This window comes from Parachlamydiales bacterium (assembly GCA_041671045.1).
Taxonomy (GTDB): domain Bacteria; phylum Chlamydiota; class Chlamydiia; order Chlamydiales; family JABDDJ01; genus JABDDJ01.
On sequence record JBAZCF010000001.1, the window covers coordinates 403,020 to 417,184 of the forward strand.

Here is a 14,165-nt window from a genome sequence, read left to right on the forward strand (position 1 = left end):
AGATAATATGGCAGGGATAGGGTTTGTCCTTAGAAAGCTTATGAAGAAAAGGGAACTTTCAACGGTTGCCTTGGCATACTTTCATGCTACTTTAGCATCATGCGGCCCTTGGTTATTTACTGTCGCTGCGTTAGGGAGCTTCTTTTTAATCTTCAAAGATTGGACTTATATTAAAGCAGTAGAAGATTTCCGTGCTGTTATTTTGTATAACTTTTCCTTTTCTCTTGTTATCTCAGGGCCTATTGTTGCAACCTCCACCAGATATTTAGCGGATTTGATCTATCTCAAAAGATTAGAAGATGCCCCTGGATTACTTTTAGGAAGTTTAATAATGCTCTTTGCCGTCTCTTTCCCTATCGTCGCAATTTTCTACTTATTCTATGTAAAAATATCTATCTGGCTTGCTTTAAATGCTATTGCCAACTTTATGATCGTCACAGGAATTTGGCTTCTATCAGTTTATATCTCAGCAGTGAAGTATTATAAATCGGTGACTTTCTCTTTTTTGGCAGGAATGATCATCGCTGTGATCGCAGCTATCTCGTTGGGAAGTTATTTCTCTAGTTCAGGAATGCTTGCGGGCTTCAATGTAGGCCTTGGATTTATTCTAGCCATTTTATGTGCATTAGTATTCGCCGAATATCCTAAGAAGTCTCAGAATCTTTTTAAGTATCTTAAATATTTCAAAAAATATTGGGAGTTGCCGCTCTCAGGTCTTTTCTATAATTTGGCAATATGGGTAGATAAGTGGATTATGTGGTTTGCCCCGGAAGCTGAAACACTGAACAATGGCTTGATCATGTATCCTGATTACGATACTGCTATGTTTGGGGCCTATTTGACGATCATACCCGGCCTAGCAATGTTCTTACTTTCTTTGGAGACTGCATTTTTTGAAAAGTATGTTATGTATTTCCGCTCAATTCAAGAGCATAAAAACCTGCGCCAGATCCGTTCTAACTTTGACGGTATCATTGATACTGTGATTAACATTGGGAAAAATATTTTTTTGCTGCAGATCTGCATATGCGTTGCGACATTGTTTTCTGCACCTTATCTATTTAATCTAGTGGGGTTGAGCTATGCGAAGTTGGGGATTTTTCGTTTCGGAGTCTTAGGAGCGACATTTCAGATATTCTTTATCTTCTTTTCAATACTTCTTTCGTACTTTGACTATCGCAAGGGAGTATTGTTCATCACCTTCATGTTTTTTTTCACAAATGCTTGTTTTACATTGGTGACATTGACTATGGGTTTTCCTTACTATGGCCTAGGGTACTTTGCCTCTACTTTAGTGTCTTTCTTATTGGCGTCCTTTGTTTTCGAACGCCACTTGCAAAATCTTCCCTACCATACGTTCCTGTCGACTAATCCTTCTGTAACCTGATTTTGCAGTGGGGTAGGATAAGATTGTAAACGCTAAAACCATCTATAATTACCTTTGCGGGCATCGGATTTTTTTGCATTCTTTCCTTCTCCGTGTGCAAAAAAGAAAATCTTTTTCTTTTCACCTCGATATCCAATGAAAACCTGCGTTCCAACCTTTATATGTTCATTTGTAAGAACTTCCCAATTTGACTTGTCGCTAAGGGTTACATTGACACGATAATCTGAATGATTAATTCCAGTATTAGTTAAAGTAACGGTTGTATGATAAGGCTCTTTTGTACATGCGGTAATTGTTAAAGGCGATTTTAGTAACATTGAACGTGCGGATTCATTGCGAGTGATGTTGCGCATCAGAAATTTATGCTCTCTTTTAAACCAATACCAGGTGTCTCTGAAATCAATTGTAATGACATCGCCGCTTGTCCAATGGGAAACGAGTTCGGTATCTTTTATGTGGAATTTCCACTGTGAACCATTTTCTAATTCAGCGGCAAGATCCCCAGCGAATTCTTGCGTGCCAGTGTCTCCGTCGTAAGGGAAAAAACCTATAATTTTATGTTGAAAAGGTAAGACATCCTTTTCTGTGTATGTAGTAAAGGCACCTCCAAAAAGAGTCATTAGAGGTAGTATGAGCATAATAATAAAGCAGTGGATTTTGTTCATTTATTCCTTCTCATGTCTATATTTTTGCAATGAAATATACTGGATATAGTTGATAGTTAGCAATGGAATATATTGAATTATTTATTACTATTAGTTATAGTGATATGATTTTTACGGAGAATGTAAATGAAATTCATATTCAATATGCTAATTGTAATATTCACTTTTCTTTTTATTTCGCACATTTATGCGGATGATTATCACCACACGATCACTGCTATTGACGTCTTTAACATCCAACTAACTACTGGAAAAACTCCTATTACCCAATTTACCCTTTCCAATGGAACAAAATGGATTATTGATCACAAAAGCCGCTTTACGGGCCAAAAGCCTTTTGAAGTTGATACTGAACTGTTTATTTATCCTAACCTAAAACCGTCATTGGGTGGACTGGATGATTTTACAATACGCTTCCTGGATGAGGAAGGAAACAAGAAAGCTATTCCAGCATGGGTGATGGACTCTAGCTGCAATAAACTTCAATCCATCACTAAAATTGAAAAAGTATTGGTCCAAGAAGGCGGGTGGTTCACTTCAAACGAATATGATTACTATATTTACCTTTCTGATAATACTATGTGGAAAGCGGCTAAAAATTCAGATGTGAGTAGATGGAAGATCGACGATAAAATCCTGGTTTCTGCATTGGATCCATCTTTTGAGAAATGGGTAGTAATTAATGTTAAACGGAAAAAACTATCCACAGAACTTATGGTTTTTAGTCTAATAGTCGAGCATTGCGAGGCTGAGTTTATTCCCTCAGATTCATAAAAGGCTTGTTCTAATATTAAGGACAAAATATGTTGAACTTGCCTAGGGTACCTTTTACCATAGGCATAAAAAGGGATAAGCTTGATTTATGTCTAATTTAGAACAGCTCAAACTATCTTTTGATCCCGTCCAAGATCGACTCGTATTGATATTTTTCACCAAAGATTTTTCTGAATTCCGTTTTTGGATTACGCGTAGATTAGTGCGAAAACTTTGGAATGCCTTGCAGCAACTTCAAAACACCCTCCATAAAAGTGGTATCGAACAAGAACATGAAGTTGAAAAAGCTAAGCAGCATGTACAGCAAGAGCAAGTGCAAAAAGAGGCGAGTAAATATGGAATGCAGGTCTCCCGTAATCCTTTAGGTACTGATCCTTTGCTCCTTATGCAGGTCAAAATAGGTACCAACGATCAAGGTCAAATTCATTTTACATTCGAGAGTACTGCCGGAACAAATGTTGACTTTACGACAGATAAAACTTTCGTATCCCTTCTTTCCCAGCTCATACAAAAAGCAATTCCCCATACTGAGTGGGATATTACTTTGCAATAATCCCTAAGAATTTATGGTAGGTAGGGCTCTGCGTGTGCAATGCCAGGTAGTCATTAGCTATTAATGCTCCGGGATTGGCAGTATCTAGACGGACAAGGTCAACTTTGAACACTGTTTTAGGGATGGCGAAAATTTCGTAACCGAGCTCATGGAGTATTTTTAAGGAGAGACTATCTGTCCAAATATTATTCGAAGGGTGCACTTCAATGATAATTGCTTCTGCAGGAGTACGGGCTAAATAGTCTTTAGCACCTTGAATGACATGGTCTTCGTGGTTTTCAACATCAATTTTTATCAGTTTAACAGGCGTGTGGATGTCATTTAAGAACTCGGATACCTTAACTACTTGGATAGTCTCTGTCTGGTAAGTACCTTTAGGTGTATGTTCAATGGAGGCCGCACCCAGGTTATGCGCGGGGATGTAAATATCCATTGTGCCGGATCTATCTGATAAGGCGATCGGATAGGCAGCGATATTGTCAAAGTGGTTTTCTAATGCTGAAGCCTGAATCATTTTACTTAATTTCTTTTGGGGTTCTACGGCTATCACACGGCCGGAATGGCCTACTAAACTTGCTGCAAGAATAGTCAACAGGCCGAAATTAGCCCCGATATCAATACATATATCCCCTGGCATAAGTATTTTTCTAAAAAGCCAAGTGATTTTTGGGTCAAGGTCACCGAAGAGATCGATTGCACGGCCAATATGGTCTTGCGGGTTTATCCAGATAGCTTCTCCGCTTCGTAGGGTAGACAGGAGCTGTTCTTGTTTGGAAAGAAAGGGTGTAAGCCATTTGCTGTTAGCCATCTTGCCGCATCCACTATAGAAAGGGTAATGGCGGCATAAGAAGCGTACAGTTTTATCTGTGATACCCATTATTCCTTGGTGGCTTGAGTATAGATTACTTCCAATGTTTCATGCAGGCCATCAAACTGCAGACAAGGTGTGAGTTTAAAACGCAAAACTTCTTTTAGCCGGGATAATTGTTCTTCGGACAAAGTTTCAAGCCGGCCTCTAGAACCCAAATTCCATAACGAGTCAATCCAATTTTCAATAGATGGATAGACGTAATCCAACGACTCTAGCTTGCAATGGAGGTTTTGAAAACCTGAGTCTACTAATATATTGCGGATGAATTCCACCTTTTCAAATTCATGTAGTGTGACGGGCGGAACGGAATCAAGTTTTGTTAATTCGATTTTATATAACTCATGGCAAAAATCTTTTTTTCCCCAAGTAGACAGCAATAATTTCCCATTCGGTTTTAGTAGCCGGCGGAAATCCGTTAAAACAGAATGTATGTTTGGAAAAAAGAAGACACCAAAAGCACAGAAGATAATGTCGAAAGAGTTATCTTCAAACTCCAGGTGTTCGGCATCCATACAGTAGAGATGGACTTGCTTACTCTGGCAGTCAAGTTCTTCTGTCAGCTGCTGTATCATCTCCGGACTAATATCTACCGCTGTAAGGGACCCTCTTGCATCAATTTTAGTGAGGGCTTTTTTTAAGACTGCACCGCGGCCTGTGGCAACATCTAGAATATTCTCAGGCCCTTTGATCTTAGCCAGATCAACTAACTTATCGGCAAAATGAGAAAAATAAATATTGTTTTTGCCCCCATATGCAGGTGCAGCACGGTTGAAGATCCCTTTAATCCAACTTTTATATTCGACAGGATTCATAGTAATATCTACACAAAATTTAATGTTAGAATATATTATGAAACAAATTTTTTTACAAATAGGTAAGTCAAATATATGATGAATATCAAAGCTATTATCATACCTGGAAATGGGGGGGGAAAACCCTCTGACAACTGGTTTCCTTACGTGGAAGCGGAGCTGGCAAAGCTGGACATAGAAGTCTCAAACGTGGAGTTTCCTGATAGTTTTTTTGCGCGTGAATCCTTTTGGATACCATTTATAAAAGATGAACTGCTTGCAGATGAAAATACCATTTTAATCGGACATTCATCCGGGGCTATTGCAGCAATGCGTTTTGCTGAAAAGAACAAAATATTAGGGTCTGTGTTAGTAGGGACTTATCATTCCGATTTAGGAATGGATTCTGAAAAAGCGAGCGGCTACTTTGACCGGCCTTGGAATTGGAAGAGCATTAAGGATAACCAAAAATGGATAGGGGTCTTTGCTTCAATAGACGATCCTTGGATACCCATTGAAGAACCTCGTCGGCTCCACGAAGAATTGGATGTAGATTATTTTGAATATACTGATAGAGGTCATTTTGGCGGCGACTACTATAAGCCCACCTTTCCCGAATTGGTAGAATATATTAAAAGCAAACTTTAAACCTTACACCGAGACATACATGCGCATCCTATACGTTATCCACGCAGACTTTGAAATGCCGGGCGCAATAATAGATTGGGCTATACAGCATAACCATACCCAAGTTTTTTATCGTCCGTTTGCTAAAGATAAAACTCCTGAGAAAGACTCCTTTGATATTTTGATATTAATGGGAGGGCCGCAGTCACCTCTGGAGATTGAAAAATATCCCTACCTACATGATGAAATAAATTTAGCATCAGAGGCTATTGCGGATGGGAAATATGTTATTGGATTTTGTCTAGGGGCCCAGATTATTGGCGAGGCTCTGGGTGCAAAAGCCCAGAAAAGTCCAAATAAAGAAGTGGGGTTTTATCCAGTTACCTTGAATGATGAAGGTGTGAGCGACCCCTTCTTCAAAGAACTTCCAAAAGTATTTTCCGTAATGCATTGGCATAATGATATGCCGGGAGTTCCTGCAGGGGCTGTTGTTCTTGCTTCTAGCGAAGGCTGCCCCCGTCAGATCATACGCTTCAAAGAGAAAGTCTATGGGTTTCAGTGCCACCCTGAACCTAAGAAAGGGGATATTGAAGCGATGATACACCATTGTAAAGCGGATTTATCTCCGGGCCTCTATGTACAATCAGAGCAGGAAATATTATCGACAGATTTTAATATGATGAATGCCAAGATTATCCATTTTTTAGATAACCTGATTAGCAAATAATTATTTCAGCAGTGTACAGTAGTTATTTTATTCCGGTGAATAGATGCTACGTTGTCTTTTGTGGGTTTTTTTGGTGGGTGTGTTATGTTCTGCTGCCCCCCATCATACGACAGCTTTTCTGGGTGCTCCAGGACAAGTGGAGATAGTACCTAGCGTGTCATATTATTCAGCCCATAGCTTTTGGAATAGCAAAGGGCGCAGGTTACCGGCATACGAGAATTTCCGTAAAGAAAACGCCCAGCTTTATCTTGAGTATGCGGTTAACCAGCATAATAGCCTATGGGTACAAGGAAAATATGAAAGGGTTCATGAAGCTCTAAACCATGAAGGACAGGCTTTTGGAGATCCTGAATTAGGCTGGAAGCACCAATTTTATCTTTGCCGAGATACTGCCTTGACTGGGCAGATCACAGCTATTCTTCCTTACAATAGGCAGAAGCCCTCCATCCGCTATGGATGTGCAGGAGCAGAAGCAACTATTATCTATTCCTCACTTTTTAATTTCTGGTATAGCTCCGGCTGGTATGACCTCTCGGCAGGGTATCGGTATTATTTTGGATCGCCTTCAGATATCATTCGGGGGGAGGCTGCAATAGGTTATCTGTTGCTGCCTAATTTAGTCATTCTGGCGGAAGGGAAGTTGGATTATGGTATGAACGCAAAACGGAAAAGCTTTAAGGATAACTATTTAGCCTATAATAGAGGGTATCGTTTGGCACAAGGTCAAGCGGAATTACGTTGGGAAGTCTTTAGCCAATCCTGGATTATTCTAGGCATCTTTCAAAATATTTGGGGAAGAAACGTCGGAACAGGAGGAGGGGGGTATGGCGGTGCGTGGATTACTTTCTAGCATTAGACTTCTTTCAAAATTCCATTTGATAGTTAAAATTGCTATTTTTAGCATCTTTTTCGGCAAATTTTTCTACCAAAGCGAATTTCGAAAGAAGTCTATTGTAATTATTCTGGTATGTTTTTTTTCAGCCGGTCTTTATGGGAAAACGACCCTACCAAATCATGATGAGATACTTCCCTATCTCTTACCTAACGACCATCCTATTAAAGCTAGTTTAGACAGTTTTTTTTCAAAGAAGAGGGTTATCTTCAATCGCAAAACCCTTGAAGATGCAGGGTTTGCCAACACGACCCCACGTCAGTTTACAAGCCTTATAGTGACCACGCATCCTAATTATCCCGGGTGTATTTTTAAGCTATATCTGGATGTCCAACGCTATCATCACAGAACATCAGAGCTTTATCTTTGGCTGTTACGCGTGGAAGGAGCGGAAAAAGTCCGTCATGTAATTGCTGAACATCATTTGGACAGCTTCCTTAAAGTACCAAAAAAGTGGATCTATTTTCTGCCGGACCAAGCTAAAATTCCGGATGGATATTATCCTCGTCATTATATTCTGATTGAAGAAGATATGGAGCTGGTAAGCAATACAGAGAATAGGACCTATTGGAGCAGTGAGAAAGTCACTCCTTCCCTTTTGAATGCTGTCTATTTGGTACTGAGTGAAGTTGGATTAAGCGACTGCGCTAAAATAGACAATATTCCGGTGTCAAAAGATGGCAAGATTGCCTTCATAGATACACAGACACATGGCAAGGGTAAAGTACCCTTTCATCGTCTAAATAAAGCTCTCTCCTCCGGAAACAGAGCCTATTGGAAGTATATCTCGGAGCAATAGCCTCAAAATAGATTTCAAAGTGATCTGCTTACAGCAACTCTTCTGACTGCATATAGAGGCATCCTGTTATCTAGGGAATCTCCCTAGGTATCGTTAAACACATATATGCAGTCTGAAAGACTTAAATAATAAGAAGTAATTTCCCGAATTAGTTGTATGCCAGCTGTTCGTCAACAATCTTAAAACGTGGCACAGATTGGCCGTTTAGGTTGACATTTTCTAGAAACATTTTCAAAGGTCGGATAACGATAGCCTTATCACCAAACTTATCGCATTTATAAAGCTTTTGATAAACAACATACAAAGTGTGGTCTTCGGTATGGCGGGCAATGGCAAGGACTTTCATTTTATTTCCCTTATAATGTTGTACTGTACAACCTATAGGCAGTTGATTGATCTGTGCTTGTTCTTCAATTGTGGCAATCATGTTGCGTCTCCATTTTGTGTGCGCTTTGCTATTTATGCAGCGCCTTAAAGTGATTGAATGGTAAGTTTTGTGTCGCTATAAAACCAGGCTTTATCAAACTCTTGAGAAACCCAATATAAGTCGTGTGTACGGTTTTGTTTTTTTAAGCTTTCTTGCAGACCGAATAATGAGCGTCCGTTGCGCGGGTGACTATTTAAATCTTCACGGAAAATTTCTTCGGCATTTTTGACTTTACCTAATTGCAGAAGGTAAGCGCCATAAGCTTCACGGATGGGGAAAAACCAATCAGGTGGTTCGTTATAGCTCATTGAGTCCTGCTCAGCAACGGCATTTTCATACGCTTTAAGAGCATCTTCAGTATGATTATTGATAATCGCAATGCGTGCAGAAAGTAAAAGATCCGCTATTTTCAGTACCTTTTGGGCTTTATTCATTCCGAATTCAGCATTCGGAGGTATTAGAGCGGACTCTTCAGCAAAAAGATTTTGCTCATGCCTACCCCTTTCAGTGTTGGCCATATTGTAAAAGGCATATGCGCGAGAAAAATGCCAAAGGGCGTGAGCAACAGTAAGCTCCTTAGGCGGTTCAGGAATTGTGAGCACATCGTCCCATGCATGGAACCTTAAGCTAATAAAATAAGGGGTTGTCACATAGTATTCTAGCGAAGGCATGTAGGAGAAATGAGGGACATACATTTCTGATAATTCTGTTGCCGCATGTTTTGCATCTTCATAGCGCCCTTCCATACCATACGCGCGGGATAAAAAATACAGATTATGTGTCATGTAGTGCATGGGGTAGACACCGACCATTCCGTATTTTGCGACGTAAGCACGGTCTGCTGCAACGGCATCTTCATTACTTTTTGCCGCAAGATGGTAGTCGCCAAGGAGTAAATATATATGTGCGGGCATGTGCAATATATGGCCTGAAGCAGGCATCATGGTTCTCAAACGTTCAGCAGAAGCTAATGCCCATTCAGGATGTTTTGAGGCTTCTATTATATGAATATAATAATGGTTTGCACCCAAATGCTGCGGATCGCGTTTAAGGACTTTCTCTAGTAAGGCAACAGCTGCTTCCGTTTCAGGAAGCGCTTTTCCATCATTTGTCCACTGTTTCCAGGGAGATAAGTCCAGTACGCTTTCAGAGTAAAGAACAGAGGCGTCGACATCGTCGGGGTATTTTTCCACGATTTTTCCCATCGCGGAATAATAGGCCTTGGCTAACTTTTCAAGGTCAGGTTTATCGTTATCAGTGTAGCGTTGTGCAAGTGCTTGGATGTAGTCTTTCTCTGCAAGAGATGTGTTTTTTGTTAATGCAAGCGCTTTGTGTGCTAGCTCAAAAGCTTTTTTCTGCCGGACATTTGTAATGTCCAAATTAATATTTTGGCCTAAAGCTAGTGCCATGCCCCAGTAACCCATTGCAAGGTCAGGGTCTGTTTGGGTAGCACGCAAAAAGGACCAATAGGAAGCATCGTGATTAAAGGCATAAAGGAGGGTAAGACCTTGATCAAAATAAAGTTGTGCCGTTACGTTTTTCGTGGTTACCGGATGGCGTACTTTAATAAGGGAAGGATCTAAAATAAAATTTTCAGGGGGTTCAAAGGGGAAATGATCAGCACCGACATTCGAAAGAGTAATAGCGCAAAACAAAAAGATAAATTTACAAACTGACTTTCCCATATACTCTCGCTTAGGGTGTGTGAGGCATGACTGCAAACCATAAGGATAATTTATGCAGGCCTCGCTTAGTACAGTTTTTATAATTGTTCTATTTATTTTTGGCCATTTGATTAAGCAAATGTTTCATATCTAAATATCCCCGCTATTCTATTTTTTTATTCCAGACCTATCAGAATAGTCTTCAGCAAGGGTCTTAAGTATTTTTTATAAGTGTATTATATTTAAATCTTTAAGAGTAGTTGTTACATTGTGATGTGTATCGCAGAGAATCCCATGAATTCCGGCTTCTTTGGCAGCATGGATATTTTCTTCCATATCATCAATAAAAATGGTTTCATGGGGAATAAGGTTAAAATCTTGTAACAATCTATCGTAAATACCTTTTTCAGGTTTGATCATTCCCACATCGCAAGAAAAAATTGCACCGTCATTTTCTAGGATGAATGGATAGGTTGCGAAGATGTTTTTTTGTATTACAAAGGGAAGGTTAGAAAGAATGAAGATTTTATAATTATGCTTTTTGGCTGCATACCATAGATTGAGGCCATGTTCCATAGGGATGATGCTATCCAATGCTGCTTGGATGAACATGTCAATATGTTGCTTGCGGAAGCTATCTGAAAATGTATGGGCAATATCTTCTATGGTAGCAAATCCTTTATCAAAATCACGCCAGACTTGGGAGCGTGTAATATCCACAATGTTATGGGGGATGTCTTTATCGATACGTTTCAAATTTTTCATTACTTCGACAGGGCGCCATTCAAATAATACACCGCCAATATCGAACACAATATTTTTATACTTGGAATTCATAGTGGAAACATCTTTTTTCAGAGAAGTATAAAGCCCCTCGATTATTTTTGGGAGTAGATAGTGAACGCTAAGTGATTCTCAGCGTTCACAAAATAACTTAGAAGCTGTATTCCAGAACAAGATTCAGGCCATACGATTGCCAAGAAGCATTAGGGATCTTGTCTATTTCATTTCCCGGCAAGCCTACAGCAGCAAAGCTGCCTCCTTTGGGCTTCTCTCTACCATTGCCGGCTTTCCAATATTGATATTTAAAGGCGAGTCCTACTTCTAGGCAATGTAAAAGCGGGTAAGATGTATTCATGAAAAACACTTGGCCATGATTGCCATTGGACCATCTTTTATCTGAATAGGCCCCGCCGAAAATATCTGGGCCATCTAGCTGCCATGAAGCTCTCCAACGGGCGAAGTGGTATTCATAGCCTAGGTTAAGATAATAGCTGCAGTAGCTCAGTGCTCCTTCCACTCCAACCCAAGGACCTTCCCAAGTAGTCTTGTATGTCAGGTTGTTTAGTATAGGGGAGGAGATGCCGTTCGTTTGGGCATTTCTCATCTTGATGCGCTGCGAGTTAAAAGACCATCCGCCTAAAACGCCAAGGTTTAACTCATTACAAAATACGGGGAGCATGATTCCTCCGCCTAATGAAAAATCCTGGGTATTGCCTGAATGGATATCCGCAGTTGTCTTTGAAGTTGGCACATCAGGCACGACTCCGTAATTGATATAATCACCTCCGCAGACTCTTCCCCATTCTGCGCTTCCTTTAACTAAAAGGCATTGATAGAAAAGTTGTTTTCCTGCAACCCCCACAGTCCAGAGACGTACATTTTTCGCGGTTAGGATGTCTTCAAGTATTAATCTACCGGGCGGGGAATAGGCATGTATTGTTGTCGATATTTTATCCCAACGATAGCCGCCATAAACGTCAAGCTCTGCATCAATTTTAACAGCAAAGGCAGGAGCGAAAGATAATGCTGCAAAGCTCAGCATCATTAGAAATAGGCAATAACATTTTGACCTGTGCATTTTTCAATCTTCCATTTAATTTGAAGAAATCAATGTATCAGCAGGTCAAAATAAGCTCAAACAAAGACTTTTTTTATTTTACCTATTCATTTCGATAAACTATATAGGGGAAATGAATTATCTAAAGACTGATACTATGACGACAATTTCACTATTCGAAAGTAAAACTTTCAGCACGGCTCAACTAATAGCTATGAATGTAGCGTTAGCATTAATTATTTTTCTTAATGCAAAGCTGGGAAGCTATTTTTCCATTCAAGGAGTAAATTTGCCGTTAGCTGTGTCCGGTGTTTGGCCCGCTACAGGGTTTTCGTTAGCTGCAATATTATTGTTCGGTTTCGAAATGTGGCCAGGAATATTACTAGGAAACTTTTTTTATAATTATATCGCGTCTTCTTTAGTAGGCCATTCGCATACTTTCCTTATGATCATGGCATTTACAATTGCGATAGGCTCTACCTTTCAATCACTCATGGGCGGTTACATTCTGAGGCAGTTTTCCTCAAAAGGTTATTTTAATACGCTCTTAGATGTATTTATCTTTCTTTTGCCTGCCGGATTAATTACTTGTATGATTGCAAGCACCATCGGCACGACAGCCCTTTTCTTTTATTCTAATGACATGAATTTTAGCTTCTTTCTAACCTGGATGACTTTTTGGCTAGGGGATTCGTTAGGGGTCTATATCTTCACTCCTTTACTTGTGGTATGGTTGACTAAACAAATCCCCTCCAATTGGCGTACAAGTCATCTGGTGGAAGCAATGTTTATGATTGCCACACTGATTTTGCTTACTGAATTAACATATGTGAAAAAACTCCCCGTATTTCATCTAATTATACCCTTGGCCATTTGGGCTACCTATCGCTTCCATATGTTTGGCGCTACAGCCGCGATTTTTCTTATTTCCCTGGCTGCAGTGATTCCCCAATCTATGGGCTTTGGACCATACAATGATATGGGGGGAGCGGACCCTCTTTTGATATTAGTGAGTTTTCTAGAGATTACTGTGACAACAAGCTTAATCCTGGGGGCTGCATTAAATGAAAGAGAGGCAGGCAGGCGGCTGATAGAATCAGAAAATGTTAATCTGCAGTCTGCTGTGAATAGCCAAGAGGAAGAGTTAAAAGACCTAAGCAGTGAAGTATTCATTACAGGAAAACTGGCGTCCATCGGTTTAAATACATTAGATATCGCTAAAAAAATCAGGGAACCCTTCTATAGAATCATTGAATTGACGCAAGGCTGCCTGGAATCGGTAGGGAAAATTGAGGGGTTGATAGGCTCACAAATAGCGAAGATAGGGGAAAACGAAGCTACCGTAATACAAAATCATCTGGGAGCTTTAAACCACCATTTACGTAGCATTGCCGACTATGAAGCAGAAGCGAATTGGATAGTGGATTATATTCATGAACAATCCACAAAAACATCTTCTGAGAATATTAAAATCAGCACGGTGAATTTACATGCATTACTCGATTTGTCTTTAAGCAGGGCAATGAGCGTAAAGAAAATGCACTTTCCCTCCTTCAGTTTCAATATCGTCAAAAAGTTTGATAAGAATGTGAAGGTACTTTCCACTTTACCGGAAGATCTTTCCCATGCGTTAGTGCAAATTTTTAACATTGCAATAGACTCGATGAAACAAAAAAAGGATCAGCTTTTAGATAGTTATTCCCCCGTGTTAGAGGTATCCACATTATCACGCCTAGATGCGATTGAAATTATTATCCGAGACAATGGTTTAGGTTTAGAGGAATTTCTGAATAATGTGACTTTGAAAGAGCCTGAAAAAGCATTGGCCCTAGGGATTCAACTTTCCCATGAAGTATTTGTAAGGGTCCATCACGGGGAAATAATATTAGATGCTTTGAAAGGGGAATATTTTCAGATTACTTTGCGAATTCCAAAAAGCAGACTGCAACATTAGAGTGTTTAAGTATTTAATTGTTAATAACTTAAATAAAACTTACTCTTTCGGGGGTTTACAATAAAAAATAATAGGCATAGCTTCAAATAAAAGGGTAATATCTGTTTTACGCCATAATATACTTACATTGTTCTCTATACTCCGCCTAACTCCTAATTTCAGCCTCTCCTAGCTAAACGTTCAGTTTTATCTCA

15 protein-coding genes are annotated in these 14,165 nt (G+C 39.7%); 8 read left to right on the top strand and 7 right to left on the bottom strand.

Features of this window, described 5'->3' with window-relative positions; genetic code table 11:
- The first annotated feature begins 7 nt into the window (after positions 1 to 7).
- Positions 8 to 1,387, top strand: a complete 1,380-nt coding sequence (pelG, locus tag WC222_01805; protein ID MFA6915107.1) for an exopolysaccharide Pel transporter PelG — start codon at positions 8 to 10, stop codon at positions 1,385 to 1,387.
- Between the two features lie 32 nt (positions 1,388 to 1,419).
- Here the strand turns inward: pelG and WC222_01810 are convergent, their stop codons facing one another.
- Complete coding sequence (locus WC222_01810; protein ID MFA6915108.1) at positions 1,420 to 2,052, bottom strand: hypothetical protein; 633 nt, start codon at positions 2,050 to 2,052, stop codon at positions 1,420 to 1,422.
- 126 nt (positions 2,053 to 2,178) lie between these two features.
- On the opposite strand from WC222_01810, the gene WC222_01815 reads away from it, so the two are divergent.
- Together WC222_01815 and WC222_01820 are read left to right on the top strand one after the other, a co-directional pair.
- A complete protein-coding gene (locus WC222_01815; protein MFA6915109.1) occupies positions 2,179 to 2,826 on the top strand; it encodes a hypothetical protein in 648 nt (215 codons plus the stop codon).
- An 88-nt stretch (positions 2,827 to 2,914) separates the two neighbouring features.
- Positions 2,915 to 3,379, top strand: coding sequence for a hypothetical protein (locus WC222_01820; protein MFA6915110.1), 465 nt, complete (start codon positions 2,915 to 2,917; stop codon positions 3,377 to 3,379).
- Here WC222_01820 and WC222_01825 read toward each other — a convergent pair.
- Together WC222_01825 and WC222_01830 are read right to left on the bottom strand one after the other, a co-directional pair.
- Positions 3,366 to 4,256 carry an FkbM family methyltransferase gene (locus tag WC222_01825; GenBank protein MFA6915111.1) on the bottom strand — a complete coding sequence of 297 codons (891 nt, stop codon included), beginning with the start codon at positions 4,254 to 4,256 and terminating at the stop codon, positions 3,366 to 3,368. The genes WC222_01820 and WC222_01825 overlap by 14 nt on opposite strands.
- The gene (locus WC222_01830) at positions 4,256 to 5,062 is read right to left on the bottom strand and encodes a methyltransferase domain-containing protein (protein MFA6915112.1); all 807 of its coding nucleotides are present in this window, start codon (positions 5,060 to 5,062) and stop codon (positions 4,256 to 4,258) included. Before WC222_01830 ends, WC222_01825 begins: the two co-directional genes overlap by 1 nt.
- A gap of 75 nt (positions 5,063 to 5,137) precedes the next feature.
- On the opposite strand from WC222_01830, the gene WC222_01835 reads away from it, so the two are divergent.
- Genes WC222_01835 through WC222_01850 form a run of 4 tightly spaced genes read left to right on the top strand, consistent with a single transcriptional unit; the run spans position 5,138 to position 8,086 of the window.
- On the top strand, positions 5,138 to 5,689 hold the full coding sequence (locus WC222_01835; protein ID MFA6915113.1) for an alpha/beta hydrolase: 552 nt from the start codon (positions 5,138 to 5,140) through the stop codon (positions 5,687 to 5,689).
- 19 nt (positions 5,690 to 5,708) lie between these two features.
- Complete coding sequence (locus WC222_01840; GenBank protein MFA6915114.1) at positions 5,709 to 6,395, top strand: hypothetical protein; 687 nt, start codon at positions 5,709 to 5,711, stop codon at positions 6,393 to 6,395.
- 43 nt (positions 6,396 to 6,438) lie between these two features.
- Positions 6,439 to 7,245 carry a hypothetical protein gene (locus WC222_01845; GenBank protein MFA6915115.1) on the top strand — a complete coding sequence of 269 codons (807 nt, stop codon included), beginning with the start codon at positions 6,439 to 6,441 and terminating at the stop codon, positions 7,243 to 7,245.
- Positions 7,220 to 8,086, top strand: coding sequence for a hypothetical protein (locus tag WC222_01850; protein ID MFA6915116.1), 867 nt, complete (start codon positions 7,220 to 7,222; stop codon positions 8,084 to 8,086). Before WC222_01845 ends, WC222_01850 begins: the two co-directional genes overlap by 26 nt.
- A gap of 148 nt (positions 8,087 to 8,234) precedes the next feature.
- On the opposite strand, the gene WC222_01855 is transcribed toward WC222_01850, so the two are convergent.
- The 4 genes from WC222_01855 to WC222_01870 form a co-directional block, all read right to left on the bottom strand.
- Positions 8,235 to 8,513 (bottom strand): DUF1653 domain-containing protein, encoded by a 279-nt coding sequence (locus tag WC222_01855; protein ID MFA6915117.1) that lies wholly within the window; start codon positions 8,511 to 8,513, stop codon positions 8,235 to 8,237.
- A gap of 44 nt (positions 8,514 to 8,557) precedes the next feature.
- On the bottom strand, positions 8,558 to 10,198 hold the full coding sequence (locus WC222_01860) for a hypothetical protein (GenBank protein MFA6915118.1): 1,641 nt from the start codon (positions 10,196 to 10,198) through the stop codon (positions 8,558 to 8,560).
- A 204-nt stretch (positions 10,199 to 10,402) separates the two neighbouring features.
- A complete protein-coding gene (locus tag WC222_01865) occupies positions 10,403 to 11,014 on the bottom strand; it encodes an HAD family phosphatase (protein ID MFA6915119.1) in 612 nt (203 codons plus the stop codon).
- A 97-nt stretch (positions 11,015 to 11,111) separates the two neighbouring features.
- A complete protein-coding gene (locus tag WC222_01870) occupies positions 11,112 to 12,038 on the bottom strand; it encodes a hypothetical protein (GenBank protein ID MFA6915120.1) in 927 nt (308 codons plus the stop codon).
- Between the two features lie 112 nt (positions 12,039 to 12,150).
- On the opposite strand from WC222_01870, the gene WC222_01875 reads away from it, so the two are divergent.
- Positions 12,151 to 13,971 (top strand): MASE1 domain-containing protein, encoded by a 1,821-nt coding sequence (locus tag WC222_01875; protein MFA6915121.1) that lies wholly within the window; start codon positions 12,151 to 12,153, stop codon positions 13,969 to 13,971.
- The last annotated feature ends 194 nt before the right edge of the window (positions 13,972 to 14,165 follow it).

Excerpts from the sequence above, each read along its gene's own strand:
- pelG (MFA6915107.1), top strand. The coding sequence starts at position 8 with ATGGCAGGGATAGGGTTTGTCCTTAGAAAGCTTATGAAGAAAAGGGAA.
- WC222_01810 (MFA6915108.1), bottom strand. The coding sequence starts at position 2,052 with ATGAACAAAATCCACTGCTTTATTATTATGCTCATACTACCTCTAATG.
- WC222_01815 (MFA6915109.1), top strand. The coding sequence starts at position 2,179 with ATGAAATTCATATTCAATATGCTAATTGTAATATTCACTTTTCTTTTT.
- WC222_01820 (MFA6915110.1), top strand. The coding sequence starts at position 2,915 with ATGTCTAATTTAGAACAGCTCAAACTATCTTTTGATCCCGTCCAAGAT.
- WC222_01825 (MFA6915111.1), bottom strand. The coding sequence starts at position 4,256 with ATGGGTATCACAGATAAAACTGTACGCTTCTTATGCCGCCATTACCCT.
- WC222_01830 (MFA6915112.1), bottom strand. The coding sequence starts at position 5,062 with ATGAATCCTGTCGAATATAAAAGTTGGATTAAAGGGATCTTCAACCGT.
- WC222_01835 (MFA6915113.1), top strand. The coding sequence starts at position 5,138 with ATGATGAATATCAAAGCTATTATCATACCTGGAAATGGGGGGGGAAAA.
- WC222_01840 (MFA6915114.1), top strand. The coding sequence starts at position 5,709 with ATGCGCATCCTATACGTTATCCACGCAGACTTTGAAATGCCGGGCGCA.
- WC222_01845 (MFA6915115.1), top strand. The coding sequence starts at position 6,439 with ATGCTACGTTGTCTTTTGTGGGTTTTTTTGGTGGGTGTGTTATGTTCT.
- WC222_01850 (MFA6915116.1), top strand. The coding sequence starts at position 7,220 with ATGGCGGTGCGTGGATTACTTTCTAGCATTAGACTTCTTTCAAAATTC.
- WC222_01855 (MFA6915117.1), bottom strand. The coding sequence starts at position 8,513 with ATGATTGCCACAATTGAAGAACAAGCACAGATCAATCAACTGCCTATA.
- WC222_01860 (MFA6915118.1), bottom strand. The coding sequence starts at position 10,198 with ATGGGAAAGTCAGTTTGTAAATTTATCTTTTTGTTTTGCGCTATTACT.
- WC222_01865 (MFA6915119.1), bottom strand. The coding sequence starts at position 11,014 with ATGAATTCCAAGTATAAAAATATTGTGTTCGATATTGGCGGTGTATTA.
- WC222_01870 (MFA6915120.1), bottom strand. The coding sequence starts at position 12,038 with ATGCACAGGTCAAAATGTTATTGCCTATTTCTAATGATGCTGAGCTTT.
- WC222_01875 (MFA6915121.1), top strand. The coding sequence starts at position 12,151 with ATGAATTATCTAAAGACTGATACTATGACGACAATTTCACTATTCGAA.